Below are 20,487 nucleotides of genomic sequence, written 5' to 3' on the forward strand. Positions count from 1 at the left end.
TAAGGTGCTTCCATAATACGGAAGCACTCTTGATTTTGGTATCACAGAATAGACACTACATAAACAAGAATATTCCAAGCAAGATGTAAGGCGATTACCGTCTGACAATCTGTTTTTAATCGAACAACAGCCAAGGTCAAGCCCAGACAGCTATACATGAGCCAACTCCCTAACTGATTTGGTCCATGGACTAAAGAAAAGAGAAAACTAGTCACTCCTATTTGTACAAGAGGATGTTTCAATTTTTCCCACAGCAAATGCCTATAAACAATCTCTTCAAGGACACTTGCATTGACCAGAAACAATAAAAAGATAACATGTGGAACCTGCTTTCCTACTTCAACTAATACCGATTGATTCCTAGTCTGAACTGGAAAAAGAAAACTAATTAAGACTGCAAAAGCAACCATACACGCAAAGCCAAGAAGCAACCATCTTAGGCGATTTTGTAAGGTTATATTTTTTGCTTGAACAGTTTTGTGATGAGTAATCTCTAGACAAGCTACACCTAAAAGAAGCATTTGTAGCAGGATTAAGACCTTAATCGTCATATAGTCATGCAGGTATAAACTCACAAGAAGACCGTTAAGCTGTATGGCTAGATAAAACAACACTATCCTTATCATTGTCACCTCTTGAATAAATCTTCATAATCAATATCTAAGACTAGAACAATACGCTCAACCCATCTTGTTTGTGGCATCAGACGATTGGATTTGTAATGCCGTAATTTTTGATAGAGGCGATTAAACTCACTGGGATAGACATATTGACCTTTGAATACTTTGCGAGCTAGTTCTGCCCAAGTGAGGTCTCTTTCTGCCAGAATGATTTCTAAATTGTCCCAAAATCGTTCATTCATCTTCACACCTACCCTGTCACTTGTTTCATCAGGCTGGCCTGAAACAGCTCTTCTTTTGCCTGTCTGGGAAGAAAGGTTCGCACTTCATCTAACCCAATAGCTGGATAGACATGATTCTGGCAGACTATGAGAGGCAGACGAAGGTTTTGGTCTGGCTTTTGGAGAATGAGCTGGATCATCTCGTTTAAACTGATGGTGTATTGACGCTTAAAGCGAAGAAATCGGGGCGACAGCAACTCAAAACAATCCGTGGTTTTGGCAAAAAGTGACAGTAAGATTTCACGGTTTACATCACACGCTTTTGTACAACGATAAGCCACACCATAAGTTGTCAAAATGGTTAGTAAGTCTTGATTTGTACTGGCATTATTTCCTAGATATACCTCAAGCATAGGCTCCTCCTTATAGGGTTAGGCTATTTTCAACTGTTGGTTTAGGAGTTGAGAAATAGTGACTCATATCAATGGGCATCCGTCCTTCACCAAAGCACTTGACCGTCACCAAAGTCGTTAATATGCCCTCCTTTCCCCTAGCAGTATAATTTTCACCAAAGGCACGAAAGGCCAGGTGATTGTCTTTCGTCAATAGTGTATCTACACCATTTTTAATATCCCTAGTTTCCAAAAAATCCGATATCCGATGAAGATTGGATTCGTAGAATAGGGGATCATTCATCTCTTTGTGGTAATCATCTTCAAAAGTCACCTCAAAGTCACAATCAAAATTGGGGAGCGACAATATCTTTTGGAGTAGCTGATTGGTTTCAACTTGGTGAATACGTTCCTCTAATTCAGTACACTCTAGGATACTTTTCTTATGTAGTAGGTTCATGTTTTTCTTCCTCTTCTATTCTTCTAAATTCTCTGGCAATGGCTTCAATAACTGTGACAGTCACGCTATTGCCTGCCTGTTTGTATAGTTGGCTCTTACTAGAAACACTTTCTGCTCTTTCATAAGCCCAATCAGGAAAGCCTTGAAGTCTGAAACACTCTCTTGGTGTCAGTCGTCTAATTCTTAGGCGATAAAGTTTCCCCTCTAAGACAATGCCTGTGACTTCATACCACTTATCCTGTCGATATTCCAGAGCTGCAACTACCACTCCCATATTATCTGAAGTCGTCAAGGTATTGGATATTCCCTTTCCCACTCGTCCCCTACGTTTGGTTGAGTCTGGATAAGCCAGATTGACAGAGTCTCCAAGAGTTGCCTTTGCATATCCCGTTTTTGTGGCTTCTTTGATTTTCAAATGTGGCAACTCTTCTCTTAGTAAAATTTTTGGCACCTTATCTCCACCCTGCATGGTGGTCAAGGTCGGTGACAAGCCAGAAATGTCAAATACTCTTCCAGTCTGGTCAAAGCTAGTCGGCAGATTTCCTGCAACAACAACACCATGTCTATCTTGACTGGTCAAAGTAAACATAGGGTCTAGATTTTCTTTAAAGCGACGCCCATTTTGCCGTTTTTCAAGTCTATCTGGTGTTAAGACTGGAATGGCGATTTTTGCCCCCTCTCCTTTACCTCTTGTTAGTGTAGGAGCAAGTCCACTCGTCAGATAAACTTCACCATTCAAACCACGTTTAGAGGGATTGATATTTCCTATCCTTTCAAGATGAGCTGGGCTGTCTTCTCCTCTGAGAGGAAATAAGAATCTGGAACGGAATCTTCTAGAATGTCCGATAATAAAGACCCGTTCTCTGTTTTGCGGGACTTGGAAGTCCTTACTGTTAAGCACCTGCCATTCGACATCATACCCCAATTCATCCAGCGTGGAGAGGATTGTGGAGAACGTCCGTCCCTTGTCGTGATTGAGTAGGCCTTTGACGTTTTCCAAAAATAGAAAACGTGGTTGGATTTGTTTGGCCGCTCGAGCAATCTCAAAAAAGAGAGTCCCTCGAGTATCTTCAAATCCCAGTCGTCTTCCTGCGAGTGAAAAAGCTTGGCAAGGAAATCCCCCGCAGATAACATCCACTTGCCCTCTAAATTGTCTAAAGTCATGGTCTGTGACCTCTTTAATGTCATGGTATTCTATTTCTCCTTCTGTGTTAAACATGGCTTTGTAGGATGTTCTAGCGAATTTATCAATTTCACAAAAGCCCAAACACTCATGTCCCTGTGATTCCATTCCTAACCTAAAACCACCTATCCCAGCAAATAAATCTAAAAATTTCATTTTTCCTCTCTTTCCAAATAAAAAAGAGCCTTACACTTGCAAAACTCTTGCCTATATATGATCATCCATTTCAGGTGCACGGATGATTTCAACAATCAATATGATGATAGAAATCAGATAGATTCCACCTAGTATCCACCAAATCATCTTAATCACCTCCCTTTGCTTCTTGTCGTCTCAGTTGCTTGGTCCACTCTGATAGCACTCCATTGAACACATATTCAGCTATCACTTCCGCTGACCGAGCAAATCTCATATGTTCTAAAGCATACTGATAACGCTCACTAAAATAGATCATGGCATAGTCACTAGCCGACTGAGATAGACCTGTCTGTCTTAACTGGTCATGAACCAAACCCCAAATATAGTCTCGATCGTACTTGGTCACGGCATCGACTTTTGAAGAAAAGTTTTCTTCTTGTTTTCCATCTACTAGCTGCCTCTCCTCCTCGTCCTCAATAATGAAATCACTCCCTTCAGTTTCACTATATTTAGTCTTACTTCCTTCAGTCTCACTAGGGGCTGAATTTAAGACTGGCCCCGTCTTTCTTTGAGACCCCCCTGGTGTTTTTTTAACACTAGCCCCGTTTGAATCTAAGACTGGGTTAGGTTCATGTTCTAATTCCCCCAAGTAAATTTTATTTGCCATTCGACCTTTTTCACTAGAGGACTGTTGGACTTCATCAATTAAGCCATATTCACGTAAGGTTTTCTTAATAGAAAGTAATTTAGACTTTGAACAACCTAAAAGTGCCATCAGATTTGAATTGGAATAAATCAAGAAAATAGCCCCATCTTCATCAATCCAACCTTTACTCAAAGACAACTCCAACCGATCTTTTAAAACCGCGTAAGCCACCTTAACCTCCAGCTTCATATCCTTATAACGTTCACTTTCAAACAAGACTTTTGGGAGTTTATAATAACGCTCTGATGTCTGATATTGATTAGCAGTAATACGTTTCATGATTGTCCCTCCAAGACTAAAAGTCCAACATTTCCGAATTCATCAAATCGGATTAAACCTACTTGTTCCATTTCATCTACTAGCTGAGTTGCTTTCTCAATATCAACTCCCAAAATAGTCACGAGATGACACATCACGATTTGACGTGATGATTGTTCTTTCTTTTGCATGAATTCCTCCTGAAAATAAAAAAGGCGAGAACACTTATTAAAATGTTCTCGCTGAACTAATATATTTTATGACGTATCTATATTTTGTCTACGCAGTCGACATCCAAACAGACGTTCACATCAATGTACTTTTTTTGCACCTTTTTTATGTCAAAATCACTCTTTTCAATAAACACAAAATGCTTGAAAAAGTGCTTAAAATAAAGGATTTTCACCCGTTGCTTCGTTGTAGCAACACTACGCACTCGACGTGATGCGTATTCGGAAACAAATCAACTGGTTGTACTTTTATGAGTTTGTAGCCGAGTTCTTGATAGAGCTTGATGTCACGCGCCATGGTTGCTGGGTTACATGAGATATAAGTGATTTTTTCTGGCTGCATGGCAACGCTGGCTTTGATAAAGTTTTCTGTCAAGCCTTTGCGTGGTGGGTCAACCAAAATCACACTTGGTTTGATGCCGTCTTTGCTCCAAGTTGCCATAGCATGTTCTGCCGAATCAGCGACATAATGCGCATTGGTAATACCGTTTAGTGCAGCATTTCTTTTGGCATCTTTCACAGCTTCTTCAATTACTTCGACGCCGTAAACGGCTTTAACATTTTTGGCAAATGAAAGCCCAATTGTTCCAATACCAGAGTAAGCATCAATGACAATATCTTCAGGCGTCAAGTCTGAAAAATCAATGGCAGTTTGATAAAGTCTTTCAGCCATTTCAGTATTGACTTGGTAGAATGAACGAGCAGAAATTTCATATTGATTGCCAAGCATGCTGTCAATAATCGTATCTTTGCCATACAATGTCTTAAACTCATTACCGAAAATCGCATTGGTATTTTTATCGTTAATATTTTGAACGATTGATTTAACCGCTGGAAATTCTGCCACAATTTTTTCAATGATTTGCTCAATACGGAAGATTTTTGGGCGTGTTGTCACAAAGACCAGCATCATTTCACCAGAATAATGCCCACGACGAACAACCAAATTACGAATCAATCCAGTTTGCTCTTTTTCATCATAAGGTTTAAGGTCAAAACGGCGAAGCAAATCACGAGTAAAATTAATCAAACGGTCGATTTCTTTGTTTTGAATATAATAATCAGAAATCGGCATCAAATCATGCGAATGTTTACGGAAAAATCCTGTCTCCAACTGACCATTAACACGACGAACTGGCACTTGTGCTTTATTTCGGTAAGCGTATGGGTGCGCCATACCAAGTGTTTCTGACACCTCAATATCTGAAATACCAGCTGTTTTATAGAGATTATCCATTACTTGCTTGCGTTTAAATTTTAACTGTTCAGCATATGCAAGATGCCCAAAATCCGCAATTCCTGTGCGCAAATAATCCACATTCAAATCTTGATTGCGGTGTTCAGAGATTGTCACATACTCCTCAACTTTACCAAATCCGATGTTCTTTTTCACTTTCAAGACGCGCATTTTGATTTTCTCACCTGGAAGTGCATTTTCAACAAAAAAGACGAAACCGTCAACCTTGGCAACACCTGCTCCTTCGTGTGATAAATCCGTGATTTCAGCATCTACAATAGCATTTTTACTTAACATAATTTCCTTTCAGCCAATTCTAAATTGGCAATGTTCTATTTCTCGGTCTCTTTTCTCCATAATAAAAATAGAGAAGCTTAACTGCCTCTCTATTATATCATATTTACAAGACGTACCTTTCAACTTTTCTATTTCACATAAACATGCATTTAGACGTTATCTCTCGTTTTAGCAGTTGATAGATCTCTTATCAATCAACTCGCTCATTTAACCATTCACAATACTCTTTAAAGCTATCATCTGTTAATGGATTAGTGGCTATCAAAACCGTAAAATCAACCAATTCCTTCGTACTCACCATTAATTTTATTTGGTTCAACTTTAAAAAAGCAACTAAAGCGAATACTGCTGTTCTTTTGTTAGCATTCTCAAAAACATGTTTTTTAATCAACTGAACAAATAAAACCGTCGCTTTTTCCATTAATGTTGGATATAACTCTTTTCCAAAAACATATTGTTCAGGCAAATTTACAATCATATTTAAAGCAGACGGGCTAACAAGTCTTGAATTTTCTAAAGGAGAATATTTTTCTATTACCATTTTATTAATGGAAACGAGTTGTTCTTCTGTCAAATATTTTGTCATTTATCTACCAACTCTTTAAAAACATCATCATAGTCTTTAAAAATATCATCTGTTATAGCTGATATGTCCTCATTTGTTGCAAATTCTCTTTTTGATTTTTCAACTGGTGAAAAAATCAACTCCCCATTTGCAGAAGCTTTCACTTCGTACTCTGTCCCCTCTGGAACATTAAGATAGCTAGGGATTGTAATCATTAAAGAATTGCCTTGTTTTCTTGACTTAACAATCATATGTCATTCCTCGCTCATTTTATTAGCGTCATTATATCAAAACATTACAGTAATTACAAATAATAACTTTAAGTGCATAATAAAACGCACTAGTGAAACTAATGCATTTTATTCTATAACTAATTGATTAAAAGATGTCGGTCAATATTTTTTTATATCTACCGCAAGCCAAGTTCTTTTAACTCTTCTTGATATTTATCAAAATCAATGGCAATTCCTAAGCCACCATACATATCGTAGTCATCTGTCCAGTCACCTTCGGCTGGAATGGTTGTTTGCTCGATACCTTCTTGACCGCTCGTGATAACAGATAAGCCCTCTTTTAGGAGAAATGGATAGGAAATGTTCGTTGAGGTCAAAGCATAGATTTTACCAATTGCAGCTGAGCCTGTAAAGAGTTTTGACGGGTCTTTAATCTGGTTGATAATGGCAGAAATAACTTGTTGCTGGCGCTGCGTCCGACCATAGTCACCGTCATCATCTTTACGGAAACGGGCATAATTGAGCAAGGTACGACCATCCATTTTTTGTGTTCCAACTTCAATCGTTTGATTTGGAACAGTACCGTCAGCCTGCATATTGAGGTCATCAGGAACTTCAACAGACGAAACTGCTTGACCGTCAACCGTGCCAAATTTGGCGTCTATTTCAACACCATTTGGGAACAAGGTATCAATGGCTTCTGCAAAGGTTTCAAAGTCAACCATGACATAATATTTGATATTAATATCAAAATTATCTTTCAACGTCTGGCGCATGAGTTCTGCCCCTTGGTTGTCATCTTGTTCACCAATATTAAATGCGACATTCAATTTTTGGTCATTTGAATAAGCATTGTAGCTGACACCGTCAATATTGACCAAGGTATCACGCATAAAGCTGACTAATTTAATTTTTCCGTCGCTGTTGCCAATATTCATCACCATAATCGTATCGGTTCGGGCATCCGAAGACCCTTGCGTAATCCGCTGGTCACTTCCTAAAATGAGAATATTAGTACCGTCATCGCTATCTTCCCCATTGAATGTTTCTGTTACGGCTGCTGTGTAATTTGTCTCACCACTTGAAACATCATTAATGCCTTTGAAAAACATGTAAATCATCCCTGCCATGACAAGAATCACCAAGAAACCAAGAAGTTTCAACAGACGCTTAATACGAATTCTGCGACGCTTCTTTTTGGGTTTCTTTGCTTTTTTAGGCGTTACAGGTTCGGGTTCTTGATAAAATGCCTCATCATAATTCTCATAATTGTCTTGATAAGTTGGAAGAATCTCTGCCTGCTGCTCGCTCGTTCTTCTAAAGGAACGTTTCGGCTGCTTTTTTTCTTCTGGATATTTGGGAAGCCCTTGCGATGTCCAGTTATCGTCATCATAATAATCCACTTGATTATCATAAGCATCGTCATAATAATCATCGTAGTAATTGTCATTATAGGCAGACGACGGCTGAGATCGTGGTGGCTCGCTGACCTCACTAGCTTGTTTTTTATTGTAAAGATAGTCAAATTCTTGTTTTTCGCGCGCACTCAAATACTCAAGATTACTCAAGAGGTATTCGTATCTTAATTCTTCGTGCCGACTTAAATTACTTCTTGCCATATCTCATACCATATCTTTCCCATTTTCATCAGACTAGAGCAAGCACAAGCGCTTAACAATTCCTAAATACCAAAAATCAGAGGATTTTACAGTTTGTAAACATCATAACGTCCGAGGATTTTATAGCCAATACCAAGAACACTCAATTCTTCTAGTGCAAATGACACTAGTGTATCATTTTTATTTTCAACATCAACGATGAAAAAATATTCTCCCAAAGCTGTTTTTAGAGGGCGACTTTCAATTTTGGTCAAATCAATGCCACGCCAAGCAAAAACAGATAATGCTTTATAAAGCGCACCAGGCAAGTTATCTGGCAAGGTCAATGCCAATGAAACTTTTTGATTGAGTTTTGCCAAATCAAACGACCGTTTTTGATGCCCTAGTACCCAAAAGCGCGTGTAGTTTTCATCCATTTCTTGAATATCTTGGGCAATAATGTCCAAACCATATTCTTTTGCGGCAGCTACTGGCGCAATGGCAGCAAAGTTTTCTTCTGGATGTTCGGCAATGAAACGTGCGGCGTAAGCCGTACTAGCCGTCATCTCAATTTTTGCTGCTGGATAATGTGCTTTAATGTATTTTTTCCCTTGAGCAATAGCTTGCGGGTGTGAAAAAATCTTTTCAATTTTCTTTGTTTGTGTTGTTGCTAAAAGCTGTTGTTTAATCGGTTGAATGATTTCTGCAATCGCCTCAATTTCAGCTTGATGAAAAAGGTAATCCAACGTTTCATGCACTGAACCCTCGATTGAATTTTCAACAGGGATAATGGCATAATCCACAAAACCTTCTTCATAAGATTTGATAACTTCGGTGATATTTGCAAAAGGCATGCGATTAGCTTCTGGAAATGCCTTAACAGCGACATTATGCGTAAAAGAACCACTTGGTCCTAAATAGCCAACTTTCATCCGATTTCCTCAACAATTTCTTCAGGCGTTTTACCAGCTACGTCAATAATACGATTAGCTGCTGCTTCATACATTTCTTGGCGACCGTCAAAGATTTCTTTGAAAGCTTCCTTGCTGTTGTTGACAAACAAAGGACGAACATTTTCTGTATCATGCTCAATGCGGTCATAAAGCGTTTCAAAGTCTGATTTTAGGTAAATCGTTTCTGGATTTTTTGCTAAAATCTCTCTATTAATCGGATTGATGACAACGCCGCCACCAGTTGAAATGACTTGATCAGAATCAGCCAATTCCGCAAGCACTTGTGACTCAATTTCACGGAATTTAGCTTCACCCTCTTTAGCGAAAAAGTCTGCGATTGACATGCCGATACGCTCTGTAATCAAAGCATCCATATCAATGTAATTTTTATCTAACAATGATGAAATCGTTGATTTCCCAGACCCCATAAAACCAATAATAATTCTAGCCACGTGAGAGTACCTCCAAATCATTAAAGAAGCTTGGGTAGCTTGTATTAATCGCTTCTGCTCGTTCTAGTTCAACATCTCCGTCTGACACCAAAAGCGCAGCAATGGCAGTCATCATACCGATACGGTGGTCACCGAAAGTATTGACTTTAGCGCCATGGAGCGGTGTCTTTCCTTTGATAATCATGCCGTCATCTGTTGGCGTAATGTCAGCACCCATTGCATTAAGAGCATCCGCAACCACCTGAATACGGTCTGTTTCCTTCACTTTCAACTCTTCTGCATCACGAATAATCGTTGTACCATTAGCTTGTGTGGCAAGAAGAGCGATAATTGGCAATTCATCAATCAAACGCGGAATGATTTCGCCACCAATTTCAACGCTGTGAAGTTCAGATGTTTCAACGGTAATCGTTGCTGATTTAGCAATCTCATCAACGTTTGAAATGGTCATTTTGCCACCCATTTCCTTGATAACATCAATGATACCAGTACGTGTTTCATTGATACCGACATTTTCAAGGATTACTTTAGCATTTGGAACAATGAGCCCTGCGACTAACCAGAAAGCCGCTGATGAAATATCACCTGGGACAACCACATCTTGACCAGTAAATTCTTGACCACCTTTGATGCGAATTTCTTTGTCATTGACATCAATTGCGCCACCAAACTGGACAATCATATCTTCTGTGTGATTGCGTGTTTTTTCTTTTTCAATGATGACAGACTCACCGTCAGCTTGCAAAGCTGCAAAAATGAGTGCTGACTTCACTTGAGCAGACGCCACAGGAAGTTGATAATGAATCGGTTTAAGCGCTTTGCTACCACGCATAGTAAGCGGTGGCAAATCACGGTCTGTTTGCCCTGACACTTCAACTCCCATTTGACGAAGCGGAATTGTCACGCGGTCCATTGGGCGTTTTGACAAACTGTCATCACCAAACATTTCAACCGTAAAATCTTGCCCTGCTAACACGCCAGAAATCAAGCGGATTGATGTTCCTGAATTTCCCATATCTAGTTTGTTTTTTGGAGCCTTAAGCCCGTCAAAGCCAACACCTGTAATGGTTACGATGTTACCGTCGTCTTGGATATCAACCCCTAAATCACGAAATACTTGCATTGTTGACAGCACATCTTCACCACGCAAAATATCATGAACAGTTGTTGTTCCCTTGGCAAGACTGCCGAACATAATTGAACGGTGACTGATTGACTTATCTCCAGGAACTCGCAAAGTTCCTTTTAATTGTGACACATTTGTCAGTAATTTCATACAACTCTCCCATGGTATAGTTTTAATTCTATTGTACCATAAAATAACTGAAAATTTGAACAGTTCTCTAAAATTACTCTTAACAAAAGCTTGCAAATTCATTATGAAACTATCTCAAAACAAAGACATTTCGCCCCAAAACCTCTTTCTCACTTTAGCTCGAAGCATTAAAATTTCTCAAAAAAACAACTGAAAGAAAAACTTTCAGCTGTTTAATCGTTTTATTTTTTACTGTTATCGTCATCCATTGAAAGCACTGACAAGAAGGCTTCTTGTGGCACTTCAACAGAACCGATAGCTTTCATACGTTTTTTACCTGCTTTTTGTTTTTCAAGCAATTTACGTTTACGAGAAACGTCACCACCATAACATTTAGCAAGCACGTTTTTACGAAGGGCTTTGATATCTGAGCGTGCAACGATTTTTTGACCGATAGCTGCTTGAATTGGCACTTCGAATTGTTGACGTGGAATGATTTTCTTGAGTTTTTCAACGATTAATTTACCACGTTCGTAGGCAAATTCGCTGTGAACAATGAAGCTGAGCGCATCAACTTTATCACCGTTAAGGAGAATATCCATTTTAACCAATTTTGATTTACGGTATTCTGAAATTTCGTAATCAAAACTTGCATAACCACGTGTTGATGATTTCAATTTATCAAAGAAATCAAAGACAATTTCAGCAAGCGGAATCTGGTAAATGACATTGACACGATTTTCATCAATGTAATCCATTGTCACGAAGTCGCCACGTTTGCGTTGGGCAAGTTCCATAACTGCTCCGACAAATTCTTGCGGAACCATGATTTGTGCTTTCACATATGGTTCTTCGATACTTGCAACCTTAGTTGGGTCTGGGAATTCAGACGGATTTGACACCTCAAGCATTTCGCCGTCAGTCGTGTTAACATGGTAAACAACGGATGGCGCTGTCATAATCAAATCAATGTTGAATTCACGTTCCAAACGTTCTTGGATAACGTCCATGTGAAGCAAACCAAGGAAACCACAACGGAAACCAAAGCCAAGAGCTTGTGATGTTTCAGGCTCGAATTGGAGACTAGCATCGTTCAATTGCAATTTTTCAAGCGCTTCACGGAGGTCATTGTATTTATTTGATTCGATTGGGTAAAGACCAGCAAATACCATTGGGTTCATTTGTTTGTAACCATGAAGCGGTGCTTCTGCTGGATTTTCAGCAAGAGTTACTGTATCACCCACACGGGTATCAGCAACTGTCTTGATTGACGCTGCGATATAACCAACATCACCAGTTGCTAAGAAATCACGTCCAACAGCTTTCGGCGTGAAGATACCAACTTCTGTAACATCAAACGTTTTACCATTTGACATCAATTGAATCTTATCACCAGGTTTTACCATACCATTAACGATACGAACTTGCAGAATAACCCCGCGGTAAGCATCATAAACAGAGTCAAAGATAAGCGCTTGAAGCGGTGCTTCAACATCTCCTGCTGGCGCTGGCACGTACTCGACAATTTGTTCAAGGATTTCTTCAATCCCGATACCTGCTTTCGCTGAAGCAAGCACAGCCTCTGAAGCATCAAGACCAATCACATCTTCGATTTCTTGACGCACACGCTCTGGATCTGCTGCTGGCAAATCAATTTTATTGATAACTGGCAGAATTTCCAAATCATTATCAAGGGCTAGGTAAACATTGGCAAGGGTTTGAGCTTCGATACCTTGTGCCGCATCGACAACCAAAATTGCCCCCTCACAAGCCGCCAAAGAACGTGACACTTCATATGAAAAGTCAACGTGTCCTGGGGTGTCAATCAAGTGGAAAATGTAGGTTTCACCGTCTTTAGCCGTGTAGTTCAACTCAATCGCATTAAGCTTAATCGTGATACCACGCTCACGCTCCAAATCCATGCTATCCAAGAGTTGAGCTTGCATTTCACGACTAGAAACCGTCTCTGTTTTTTCCAAAATACGGTCAGCCAAAGTTGACTTCCCGTGGTCAATATGTGCAATGATAGAGAAATTACGAATCTTCTCTTGTCGTTTTTTTAATTCTTGAATATCCATCTTACAATCCTATACAATTAATCATTATTTCTATTATAACAGATAAACAGAAACGTTGCTATAAAAAGTTTTAGAAGTCATTTCAAGAAAAGAAAAAAGCATCATAAGATGCTAAAATAAACAGCACAGCTCTAAAACCAAGTGATGAGACGGATTTGAAATTGGTGAGTTTTGGAACCATTCGAAACAGCACAGCTCTAAAACAAATCGTTGCGTAAAATGAAAAACAAACAGTTTTGGAACCATTCGAAACAGCACAGCTCTAAAACAAATCGTTGCGTAAAATGAAAAACAAACAGTTTTGGAACCATTCGAAACAGCACAGCTCTAAAACAAATCGTTGCGTAAAATGAAAAACAAACAGTTTTGGAACCATTCGAAACAGCACAGCTCTAAAACCTGGGTCGCAAGCACCTCGGGCTTGCTGCGGTTTTGGAACCATTCGAAACAGCACAGCTCTAAAACAGACCACCGAGTGGCTGTCCAAGCAGCTCGGTTTTGGAACCATTCGAAACAGCACAGCTCTAAAACCTCGTGGACCATTTTCTCACGAAATTTCGTAATCGCGCCATTCGTCTCAGCTAGACTTCAGCCTCGAATGGTTCATTATTTTTAACTATATTATACCTCAAAAGCCTTGATTTTACAACGTTTATAGCAATTTAAAGCTGTAATTTTTTCTCTAAAGCTTGTGTCAAAACTTCTGAATAATTAACATGTTCCCTATCAGCTAATCTGACTAACCATTCTGGAACCGTAACGTTTTTTCGAATGGCTTTGGTACTTTTTAAATATGGGGAAGGGTCTGCTTGAATTAAAGTAATAAAACCATCTTCAACTGATAATTCACTCATATCAACAACTTTTGGAAGCTCTAACCCTTCATCTAAATAAGCAGCCAATGAGCTTTCTAACATTTCTCGAGCATTTTTCATCGCTTCTTCGACATCATCACCTTCGGTACCACCACCAAATCCTGGAAATTCTACCCAAAAACTTCCATCATCTTCTTTGTGAAAAATTGCTGGATATGATTTTAACATAAAAACCTCCTTTATAGCCCTATGTCTTTTAAAATTTTCTTTTCCAAACCTACACCTAACACCTTGTTGCCATGAATTGGAATCGTAAGAATATAGGGTACGCCATCCTTTTTGAACTGATGATGACTTCCCTTTACACGAACTTCTTTCCAACCTTTTAACACAGCAAGTTTTGCTAACTCTCTGCCTGTTAGCGGCACATCTCTTCACTCCTTTATTATATACACATAATGCGTATTCGTCAAATTATAAGAAAAGGCATCTACTTTTTTAGTAGATACCTTATTATTCGTATTTAATTCATATTTTCAGCTATCAAAAAATAATCACTATCCAATACGTATTGCGGAAAATCATAAAGTTTTCGCGGTTCTAGAAAAAGTACTTTTTGATTTGAAAGCTTGATATACTCTATTAGTTTTTCCATTTCATTTTTGGTTAAATAAGCTCCGCTATTAACGAAAATTAACAATTTCTTTTTACTAAGATAATTGTAAATTTGAAGGATTTCAAAGCATTTTTCAAAAATAGTATCACTCTGTGTTTCAATTTTCACACCAAGAGCTTTAATAAGTTCTAAAATGGTAATTTCGTCATATTCCAAATCCAACTCGTTTTCCAAACATTCGTACGAGAGCAACTCTGTAATGGTGTTTGCCAACTGCTCAATCATTGATTTCACTTCTGGTTTGTCATTTAATTGACTCTCCAAATCAGCATGAATGAGTTTTAACATTGACTGTGAATTAACATCAAATCCAAAAATATCTGTCACCAAAAGTAACTCTGAAACTTTTAAAGACCGTAATTTTTCGTCAAACAACTTCAAATCACATTCTTCGGAATAGGAATAAAATTGCCTGACAAGGTTTGAAAATACAGTAACGTCTTCAACCGTTAAAATCGTTGCATCAAGAATTTCAATTGGTTCATCAAGTATGGGGAAATTAATTTTCATCACTATAATCCTCTCCAAGAAATACAAGACGTCTATCAGAATTAGCGACGCTGGTATTTCGCTCACCATTCAAATAAATCATACGAGCAAACTGTTTTTCAGTCACTGTCAAAAGTGTGATGCTTCCTTTTTTAGGATTATTGGCTTGAAGTCTATCAATCATCGCTTTATTGGCAGAATTATTTAATAACAATTTGCTATAAACTGAAAATTGGTGCATGATAAAGCCTTCACTCAATAAAAATTTTCGAAATTTACGATAGGCTTTTCGTTCTTCTGCTGTTTCGGTTGGCATATCAAACATTAAAATCATTCGCATATATCGATAACTCATATCCTAAATTCAGGAACTCCTTTCCCACCATGATTTAGAGCTTTAACCACTTTCTTCGTATAATCACTAACGATATTGTTTAGGAACATTTCTTTATGGTTATAAGAATAGGTTTCATCAAACATCGTAAACAATTCGCGTTTAATCTTAACAAAGGAAGCGTTACGATTTTCATACACAATTCTATCGACAATTGGACGGAATGGCTCCATGATATCACTAGCCAGATTAAACTGGTTGAATTGGTTTGCATGTTTTAAGCCAAATTGCGTCATACAACCACAAACAACTAATTCACGCGCAAACATGCTCAACAACAAAGTATATCCATAATCTAACCCAGCATTAATGTCATTATCCTGCTCACGCGAGAAATCATTTCCAAACAAGGTATTAAAATAAATTCTTGCAGAATGTCCCTCACGATTACTGGGATCAAAAGGCTCTAAGCCGTGATATAACTCCATAATAGATTGGGATTTTTCAAAGAAAGAACATTCACCAAGATACATGCTTTGGTTTAATATTTTCTGGGCAATAATCGTTGTCCAAACATCACATTTGACATCATCGTCCCAAGCAATTTGATTTGTCAGCTGTAAACTAGAATCGTGGCGTCCATAGTAAGGCGTCAGCATTGCAGTTGGCAAACGTTTTTCATCACAAAAAATAATTAAAATATTTCTCTCGACTAAGCGTTCAAGCAACATCGTCGTCAATACAATATTCGTCGTTTCAAGCAACAGAATATCAATCTCTTCCAGATGAATCATTTCAGTATGATAAGCATCTTTAAAAATCAAATGATTATTCTTATACGACAATTTAGAATGCTCATTAACAATAACCGTACGCCATCCCATTACTCTTCTCCTAATTTACTCAAATCAATACGTGTTTCATAAAGACCAGTGATAGATTGGTGGATAAGGGTGGCATTCAAAATTTCTGTAATACTTTCATATCTTAAATTTGACTGTTTGACTTCTAATTTTAGGAATTTGAATGCTCCGGGAGCACCAAATGAAGTGAATTTTAATAAATTAATAAATGACTCAGATAAAGCAATAATTCCTTCTTCATCATAATCAGTAAACTCATTTATTAGATTATCAACTACTTTTGTTTTTAAAATATTTATTCGAGCAATTCGAAGAATCAGATTAAAAAGATCTTCAAATTCTTGCTTATGCTTCACTAAGTACTCTAAGTGTTCCAATCCCTTTGTAGTTTTTACTTTATTTGCATGATAAAGCAAATCTACCATATATTGTGGTAACACTACTTCGTTCCCCTTTTGTAGTTCACCTTTCTTATTATCACTCGTCCTGACACTAGCCAACAAACGTCTTCTTCCACCTTCAAATTCAAAAAGACTGTATTTTGGAAGTTTTATTAATTTATCTTCTCGAATATTGTGATATCCTTTATTTTCTAAGAATTCAACTGGATTTTCTTCAAAGAAAGAACGTTCCATGATAGAAATACCAACTAGCTCTTTTACAGTTTTCAATTTCTTAGCTTTACCTTTTTCGACGTCAGCTACAACAAAAACAGAATAAGCTACTGTTGGACTATCAAAACCACCATATTTTTTAGTATCCCAATAAACTTTTTTTGTCTTTCGTGGAATTAATTTATCAGAGTCGCCTTTAGGTAAAATTGATTCTTTTGAGAATCCTCCCGTCTGAGTTTCAACCTTTTTAACAATATTGACTTGTGGATAGGATAAAACTTTTCGAACTTTTTCAAAGTCAGTTTGCTTATTCCAAACAATTTCACCGTCAGCATTTGTCTCAATATCTGGTCGTTCAAAGACTCTGCCATCCGCATATTTAACCTTAGTTTTAAAGAAATTCATCAAATTTGAATAGAAGAAATATTTTACTGTTGCTTTACCCATTTCAGAATGGTCATCAGAAGATTTGGCAATAAGTTTATGAACATCATATTTTTTATACTCACCATATACAAATTCAGAAGCTAATTTAGGATATTTTTTCAATAATGCTGTTCCAACAACTGCATTAAGATAAGCATCATGAGCATGATGATAATCATTGATCTCGCGAACTTTGTAAAATTCAAAATCTTTTCGGAATTGTGAAACCAGATTTGATTTTAAAGTAATGACTTTCACATCACGAATCACCTTGTCATTTTCATCACTTTCTGTATTGAAACGAGCATCTAAAATTTGTGCCACATGTTTTGTGATTTGACGTGTTTCAACCAATTGACGTTTAATAAAGCCAGCCTTATCTGCTTCAGTCAATCCACCACGTTCGGCTTTCGTTAAATTATCAAATTTACGTTTAGAGATTAGTCCTGATTTATACAATCGAACCCATTCTGCCTTTCTAGCACGAACAATATCAAGACTTGGTACATCATCTGATTTACCTCGATTTTTAGCAGAACTTGTTAGTACTCGATTATCAATAGAGTCATCCTTAATAAAGGCTTGAGGAATAATGTGGTCAATATCATAATCGCTTAGATGGTCAATATCCAACTCATCACCAGTGTACATATCTTTACCATTTTGAATGTAGTAAAGGAAGAGTTGATCATTTTGAAGATGACTATTTTCAACCTTATCTTCAATATATGACGGTTTTTCCTCATTAAGAATATTACTTCCTAACTCTTTTAATGAGTTCTGAAGTTTTTTCAAACGTTGTTGGGATTGGCTTCTTCCTCTATTAGTTGTTTGATTTTCACGCGCCATTTCAATAACAATATTATCAGGATTATCTCCCATCACTTTAACTAGCTCATCAACGATTTTGACACTTTGTAGAATACCTTTTTTAATAGCAGGACTTCCAGGTAAATCATGAACAACAGCTTCAACATCATCGACATCACCAACAACTTGCGATTTTTGGATGATTTGTTTAAATGGTAATGTATCATCGTTAATTAACTGCATAAAGTTACGATTAGCAGAACCATCATCAATCAGATAATCAAGAATGGTCTTATTATTTTCTTTATTACGAATACCGTTAATTAATTTATATGACAAACGTCCCCAACCAGTATAATGACGTCGTTCAAGTTTTTTCAATTGATCAGCTGTAAAAATATCACTATATTTTTGAAGACGTTCATGAATCATATCTTTATCTTCAAACAAAGTTAACGTTTTAATAATATCTTCAATGACTTCTTCATTTACTTTATCATCCAAGAAAGCTTTATCCAAAATCTTTTTCAAATCATGGTAAGTTCCAAGACTAGCATTGAAAGATTTATTTTCTTTATCAAGTCCAATTAAATCTTTAATACGATATTCAGGAAATTCTTTATTAAGGTAATTTAAAAGTTTTTCCTTGGTAACTTTGCGATTTTCTTTAAAAACATGGTCAAAGATTTCTTGTTTCATATTTGAATCAAAGAAAGACTCTTTTCCTTGCTCATTGACATACTTAATTTTGGTTAATTCATTATAAACCGCATATGTTTCATATACATGACTGTGTTTTGGTAGAACTTTCTCCTCTGGTAAATACAAATCATTTAAAGTCATGCGTGTAATGAATTTTTCAGCTGATTTTTCTTTATCAATTACCTTATCGAAATTCCACGGTGTAATCTTCTCATCCGAACGATATTCTGCCCATGCAAATCGGCTATCTTTTCGCACTAACGGTCCGACATAGTAAGGGATTCTAAAAGTCAAGATTTTTTCAATTCTATCTTGGTTCTCTTTTAGAAATGGGTAATAATCACCTTGACGACGCAAAATTGCATGCATTTCTTGTAAATGAATTTGGTGCGGAATCGAACCATTATCAAATGTTCTTTGTTTTCTTAAGAAATCTTCACGTTCAATTTTATCTAGGAAATAATCACTTCCACCCATTTTTAAGAGAGTGTTTTTTAAATATTTATAAAATACATCCTGCTTGACACCATTTTTAATATAACCCGCATAACCATTTTTGGTTTCATCTTTAAAAATCTCGTGATACAACTCAGATTTATTTGCCTTAATGAATTCTTTTAGCTTTTCTAAATCTTCATGGTGTTCAACATAACGTTTAATCATCGAAGCTGATAAAGGAGCTTTAGTTGAATTATCATCAACAGTTAAGATACCTGAAAGTAAGATTGCATCATAAAGATTTTTAGCTGAAGTAAATAAATCTGCATAATCGTCTCCAATTTTCCCAAGTAACTCTTCTAAATCTTCTTCGTAGGTATCTTTAGAAAATTGCAATTTAGCATCGTCAGATAATTTGAAATTCGTTTTAAAATTAGGCTGTAATCCTAAAGCCAAAGCAACAAGATTTCCAAATAAAGTATTTTTCTTTTCTGTTGGGTAGTATTTAATAAGATTCTCTAAACGGCGTGATTTGCTAATTTTTTCTGTCAAAGTACTTGCAGCATCAACCGTAATTTCTGATAAGTGACTATCATCAAATGTTCTATCATACACTCCTACGAAATCAGTAAATAGTTTTTGAACATCTGTATTTTCGGCATTCAATTTCCCCTCAATTAAGAAATGTCCACGATATTTAATTATATGTGCCAAAGCTAGATAAACCAAGCGTAAATCTGCTTTTTCAGATGAATCTGCAAGATATTCTCTTAAATGGTAAATTGTAGGGAATTTCTGATGATAGGCATCTTCTTCTGCTTTATTGCCAAAGATTGGGTGTGAATCAAAATTTTTATCATCATCTGTCAAAAACGACTCATCTAAGCGTTGAAAGAAACTATCATCAACTTTTGCCATTTCTTCAGTAAAAATATCTTGTAAATAGCGTAAACGATTTTTACGGCGTGTGTAACGACGGCGAGCAGTACGTTTTAAACGAGTCGCTTCAGCAGTCTCTCCGCTATCAAATAATAACGCGCCTAGTAAGTTTTTCTTAATATACCTTTTATCAGTGTTTCCTAGAACTCTCATCTTTTTAGCTGGAACTTTGTAATCATCAGTAATCACAGCCCAACCTACGCTATTAGTACCTATGTCAAGTCCAATTGAATAAGATTTTTTCATTTTTATCTCCTTTTTTCAATAAATTACTTGCAAATTTATTAGTAAAATACTACAATAATCTTGTTGGAACTATTCGAAACAACACAGCGAGTTAAAATAAGGCTTTGTCCGTACACAACTTGTAAAAGTGGCACCCGATTCGGGTGCATTTTTTGTACTCCTACAAATAATTTCAACAAAACTAAACAATTTTATTTTACTCTTTAAAATATAAAAAAACAAGCGTTTTCAAGGCGCTTGTTTTCTGTTTAAAAGGAGG

At 37.0% G+C, this 20,487-nt stretch carries 21 protein-coding genes and 1 CRISPR repeat array; all 21 genes read right to left on the reverse strand.

What is annotated here, in order from left to right; genetic code table 11:
* Positions 1 to 41 precede the first annotated feature (41 nt).
* The 21 genes from BTR42_RS08250 to cas9 all read right to left on the reverse strand — a co-directional run bounded on the left by BTR42_RS08250 (position 42) and on the right by cas9 (position 20,228).
* Positions 42 to 626 (reverse strand): CPBP family intramembrane glutamic endopeptidase, encoded by a 585-nt coding sequence (locus tag BTR42_RS08250; protein WP_077497272.1) that lies wholly within the window; start codon positions 624 to 626, stop codon positions 42 to 44.
* Positions 627 to 628: 2 nt separating this feature from the next.
* Positions 629 to 862 carry a transcriptional regulator gene (locus tag BTR42_RS08255; protein ID WP_077497274.1) on the reverse strand — a complete coding sequence of 78 codons (234 nt, stop codon included), beginning with the start codon at positions 860 to 862 and terminating at the stop codon, positions 629 to 631.
* Between the two features lie 8 nt (positions 863 to 870).
* Entirely contained in the window at positions 871 to 1,254 is a 384-nt protein-coding gene (locus tag BTR42_RS08260; RefSeq protein WP_077497276.1) for a thioredoxin domain-containing protein, read from the reverse strand.
* Positions 1,255 to 1,264: 10 nt separating this feature from the next.
* On the reverse strand, positions 1,265 to 1,693 hold the full coding sequence (locus tag BTR42_RS08265; RefSeq protein ID WP_077497278.1) for a hypothetical protein: 429 nt from the start codon (positions 1,691 to 1,693) through the stop codon (positions 1,265 to 1,267).
* Positions 1,677 to 3,032 (reverse strand): DNA (cytosine-5-)-methyltransferase, encoded by a 1,356-nt coding sequence (dcm, locus tag BTR42_RS08270; RefSeq protein ID WP_077497280.1) that lies wholly within the window; start codon positions 3,030 to 3,032, stop codon positions 1,677 to 1,679. The genes BTR42_RS08265 and dcm overlap by 17 nt, the downstream gene beginning before the upstream one ends.
* A 148-nt stretch (positions 3,033 to 3,180) precedes the next feature.
* On the reverse strand, positions 3,181 to 3,999 hold the full coding sequence (locus BTR42_RS08275; RefSeq protein ID WP_077497282.1) for a replication initiator protein A: 819 nt from the start codon (positions 3,997 to 3,999) through the stop codon (positions 3,181 to 3,183).
* Complete coding sequence (locus BTR42_RS12530; RefSeq protein ID WP_099046290.1) at positions 3,996 to 4,169, reverse strand: hypothetical protein; 174 nt, start codon at positions 4,167 to 4,169, stop codon at positions 3,996 to 3,998. Before BTR42_RS12530 ends, BTR42_RS08275 begins: the two co-directional genes overlap by 4 nt.
* Before the next feature lie 211 nt (positions 4,170 to 4,380).
* A complete protein-coding gene (gene rlmD / locus BTR42_RS08280; protein WP_077497284.1) occupies positions 4,381 to 5,742 on the reverse strand; it encodes a 23S rRNA (uracil(1939)-C(5))-methyltransferase RlmD in 1,362 nt (453 codons plus the stop codon).
* A 190-nt stretch (positions 5,743 to 5,932) separates the two neighbouring features.
* On the reverse strand, positions 5,933 to 6,328 hold the full coding sequence (locus BTR42_RS08285; protein ID WP_061459083.1) for a type II toxin-antitoxin system death-on-curing family toxin: 396 nt from the start codon (positions 6,326 to 6,328) through the stop codon (positions 5,933 to 5,935).
* On the reverse strand, positions 6,325 to 6,558 hold the full coding sequence (gene mazE, locus BTR42_RS08290; RefSeq protein WP_009854526.1) for a type II toxin-antitoxin system PemI/MazE family antitoxin: 234 nt from the start codon (positions 6,556 to 6,558) through the stop codon (positions 6,325 to 6,327). Before mazE ends, BTR42_RS08285 begins: the two co-directional genes overlap by 4 nt.
* Positions 6,559 to 6,716: 158 nt before the next feature.
* Entirely contained in the window at positions 6,717 to 8,159 is a 1,443-nt protein-coding gene (locus tag BTR42_RS08295; protein ID WP_077497286.1) for an LCP family protein, read from the reverse strand.
* 86 nt (positions 8,160 to 8,245) lie between these two features.
* Positions 8,246 to 9,070, reverse strand: coding sequence for a prephenate dehydratase (gene pheA / locus BTR42_RS08300; RefSeq protein WP_077497288.1), 825 nt, complete (start codon positions 9,068 to 9,070; stop codon positions 8,246 to 8,248).
* A complete protein-coding gene (locus BTR42_RS08305) occupies positions 9,067 to 9,543 on the reverse strand; it encodes a shikimate kinase (protein ID WP_014294902.1) in 477 nt (158 codons plus the stop codon). Before BTR42_RS08305 ends, pheA begins: the two co-directional genes overlap by 4 nt.
* Positions 9,536 to 10,819: a 3-phosphoshikimate 1-carboxyvinyltransferase gene (gene aroA, locus BTR42_RS08310; RefSeq protein WP_077497290.1), complete on the reverse strand. Its 1,284-nt coding sequence runs from the start codon at positions 10,817 to 10,819 to the stop codon at positions 9,536 to 9,538. Before aroA ends, BTR42_RS08305 begins: the two co-directional genes overlap by 8 nt.
* Before the next feature lie 221 nt (positions 10,820 to 11,040).
* Complete coding sequence (gene lepA / locus BTR42_RS08315) at positions 11,041 to 12,876, reverse strand: translation elongation factor 4 (RefSeq protein WP_077497292.1); 1,836 nt, start codon at positions 12,874 to 12,876, stop codon at positions 11,041 to 11,043.
* A gap of 168 nt (positions 12,877 to 13,044) precedes the next feature.
* A CRISPR array of direct repeats spans positions 13,045 to 13,407; the repeat unit is 36 nt; unit sequence GTTTTGGAACCATTCGAAACAGCACAGCTCTAAAAC.
* Positions 13,408 to 13,538: 131 nt separating this feature from the next.
* A complete protein-coding gene (locus BTR42_RS08320; protein ID WP_077497294.1) occupies positions 13,539 to 13,919 on the reverse strand; it encodes a type II toxin-antitoxin system HicB family antitoxin in 381 nt (126 codons plus the stop codon).
* A gap of 11 nt (positions 13,920 to 13,930) precedes the next feature.
* The gene (locus tag BTR42_RS08325; protein ID WP_009854536.1) at positions 13,931 to 14,119 is read right to left on the reverse strand and encodes a type II toxin-antitoxin system HicA family toxin; all 189 of its coding nucleotides are present in this window, start codon (positions 14,117 to 14,119) and stop codon (positions 13,931 to 13,933) included.
* 95 nt (positions 14,120 to 14,214) lie between these two features.
* Positions 14,215 to 14,880, reverse strand: coding sequence for a type II-A CRISPR-associated protein Csn2 (gene csn2, locus BTR42_RS08330; protein WP_174564805.1), 666 nt, complete (start codon positions 14,878 to 14,880; stop codon positions 14,215 to 14,217).
* Positions 14,867 to 15,211, reverse strand: a complete 345-nt coding sequence (cas2, locus tag BTR42_RS08335; RefSeq protein ID WP_009854538.1) for a CRISPR-associated endonuclease Cas2 — start codon at positions 15,209 to 15,211, stop codon at positions 14,867 to 14,869. The genes csn2 and cas2 overlap by 14 nt, the downstream gene beginning before the upstream one ends.
* A complete protein-coding gene (gene cas1 / locus BTR42_RS08340) occupies positions 15,208 to 16,074 on the reverse strand; it encodes a type II CRISPR-associated endonuclease Cas1 (protein ID WP_077497298.1) in 867 nt (288 codons plus the stop codon). Before cas1 ends, cas2 begins: the two co-directional genes overlap by 4 nt.
* Positions 16,074 to 20,228 carry a type II CRISPR RNA-guided endonuclease Cas9 gene (cas9, locus tag BTR42_RS08345; RefSeq protein ID WP_077497300.1) on the reverse strand — a complete coding sequence of 1,385 codons (4,155 nt, stop codon included), beginning with the start codon at positions 20,226 to 20,228 and terminating at the stop codon, positions 16,074 to 16,076. The genes cas1 and cas9 overlap by 1 nt, the downstream gene beginning before the upstream one ends.
* Between the last annotated feature and the right edge of the window lie 259 nt (positions 20,229 to 20,487).

Source organism: Streptococcus gallolyticus subsp. gallolyticus DSM 16831 (assembly GCF_002000985.1).
GTDB lineage: Bacteria > Bacillota > Bacilli > Lactobacillales > Streptococcaceae > Streptococcus > Streptococcus gallolyticus.

Excerpts from the sequence above, each read along its gene's own strand:
- BTR42_RS08250 (WP_077497272.1), bottom strand. The coding sequence starts at position 626 with ATGATAAGGATAGTGTTGTTTTATCTAGCCATACAGCTTAACGGTCTT.
- BTR42_RS08255 (WP_077497274.1), bottom strand. The coding sequence starts at position 862 with ATGAATGAACGATTTTGGGACAATTTAGAAATCATTCTGGCAGAAAGA.
- BTR42_RS08260 (WP_077497276.1), bottom strand. The coding sequence starts at position 1,254 with ATGCTTGAGGTATATCTAGGAAATAATGCCAGTACAAATCAAGACTTA.
- BTR42_RS08265 (WP_077497278.1), bottom strand. The coding sequence starts at position 1,693 with ATGAACCTACTACATAAGAAAAGTATCCTAGAGTGTACTGAATTAGAG.
- dcm (WP_077497280.1), bottom strand. The coding sequence starts at position 3,032 with ATGAAATTTTTAGATTTATTTGCTGGGATAGGTGGTTTTAGGTTAGGA.
- BTR42_RS08275 (WP_077497282.1), bottom strand. The coding sequence starts at position 3,999 with ATGAAACGTATTACTGCTAATCAATATCAGACATCAGAGCGTTATTAT.
- BTR42_RS12530 (WP_099046290.1), bottom strand. The coding sequence starts at position 4,169 with ATGCAAAAGAAAGAACAATCATCACGTCAAATCGTGATGTGTCATCTC.
- rlmD (WP_077497284.1), bottom strand. The coding sequence starts at position 5,742 with ATGTTAAGTAAAAATGCTATTGTAGATGCTGAAATCACGGATTTATCA.
- BTR42_RS08285 (WP_061459083.1), bottom strand. The coding sequence starts at position 6,328 with ATGACAAAATATTTGACAGAAGAACAACTCGTTTCCATTAATAAAATG.
- mazE (WP_009854526.1), bottom strand. The coding sequence starts at position 6,558 with ATGATTGTTAAGTCAAGAAAACAAGGCAATTCTTTAATGATTACAATC.
- BTR42_RS08295 (WP_077497286.1), bottom strand. The coding sequence starts at position 8,159 with ATGGCAAGAAGTAATTTAAGTCGGCACGAAGAATTAAGATACGAATAC.
- pheA (WP_077497288.1), bottom strand. The coding sequence starts at position 9,070 with ATGAAAGTTGGCTATTTAGGACCAAGTGGTTCTTTTACGCATAATGTC.
- aroA (WP_077497290.1), bottom strand. The coding sequence starts at position 10,819 with ATGAAATTACTGACAAATGTGTCACAATTAAAAGGAACTTTGCGAGTT.
- lepA (WP_077497292.1), bottom strand. The coding sequence starts at position 12,876 with ATGGATATTCAAGAATTAAAAAAACGACAAGAGAAGATTCGTAATTTC.
- BTR42_RS08320 (WP_077497294.1), bottom strand. The coding sequence starts at position 13,919 with ATGTTAAAATCATATCCAGCAATTTTTCACAAAGAAGATGATGGAAGT.
- cas2 (WP_009854538.1), bottom strand. The coding sequence starts at position 15,211 with ATGAGTTATCGATATATGCGAATGATTTTAATGTTTGATATGCCAACC.
- cas1 (WP_077497298.1), bottom strand. The coding sequence starts at position 16,074 with ATGGGATGGCGTACGGTTATTGTTAATGAGCATTCTAAATTGTCGTAT.
- cas9 (WP_077497300.1), bottom strand. The coding sequence starts at position 20,228 with ATGAAAAAATCTTATTCAATTGGACTTGACATAGGTACTAATAGCGTA.